We start from the raw sequence: 787 nt of genomic DNA, 5'->3' as shown, positions 1-787 counted from the left end.
CCATGGCTTCGGTGGCTGTACCGCCTTGTTTTAGTATTAAGGTGCCTGCCTCGGTTGCTGCAAAATGCGGGGCAGTAAAGGCAATGTTGTGTGTGCTCATGCAAGTGTGTCCTGTTTAAAGTGGGCAGCTAATTGTTGTACGCAGGCAAGTAGGCTTTTATCGTTGCCGTGGCTCATCATTAATGAAAACCCATACGGGTGGCCATTTTCTAAATTAGCCAATGGTAAGTGTACTNGCTCAAGCCCGCAATGGCCGATAAGGTGATTATTTGCATACGTAAGGCGCTTGTGTCGGCGCCCAATTTAGGTGCAGTTGTGGGTGTGGTTGGCAAAAATAAACAGCTGTTTGTGTTTAGGTTTTTAGCGATTAGTGTTTGCCATTGGGTTTGTACATTTAGTGCTTCTTGTTCTTCTTGGGCGGTTAGAGCAAGCGCCATGTTAAAACGTGCCGCAATTGCCGGAGCAAACTGGGGAAGTTGCCCAGGCAATTGAAGCCAATCTTTATGCGTTTTTGCGATTGCGCGCCCTTGCAGTATTCTAAAGCTGTCAGCCAGTTCGCTTAATAAGCTGCTGTTAGGCAGTTCAAATTCTTTATGGTGTTTAAAATAAGGTTTGGTTTTTTCAAGTAATTGTTTAAGCGGGGCTTGTAAAACAGGGTCAACCAGCTCAAATAATGGCTCGCAAATAACTAAAGTATCAACGTTATTAATAGCTTGATTTGGTAACAGTACATTGCCTACATCGCTTAGCAGCTCTGCATTTTGCGTAAGCCAGCCAATGGTATCAA

The 787-nt window shown here is 44.5% G+C and carries 1 pseudogene; it reads right to left on the bottom strand.

The window, feature by feature from the left end:
* Nucleotides 1-96: 96 nt before the first annotated feature.
* A pseudogene (locus tag L650_RS24760) lies at nt 97-787 on the bottom strand (amidase); the annotation flags it as partial.

The organism is Pseudoalteromonas sp. TB51, from assembly GCF_000498055.1.
In the GTDB taxonomy this organism is placed as follows: domain Bacteria; phylum Pseudomonadota; class Gammaproteobacteria; order Enterobacterales; family Alteromonadaceae; genus Pseudoalteromonas; species Pseudoalteromonas atlantica.
Note: the sequence above shows the minus strand (reverse complement) of the source record. Positions and strands in the feature narration are given on the sequence as shown.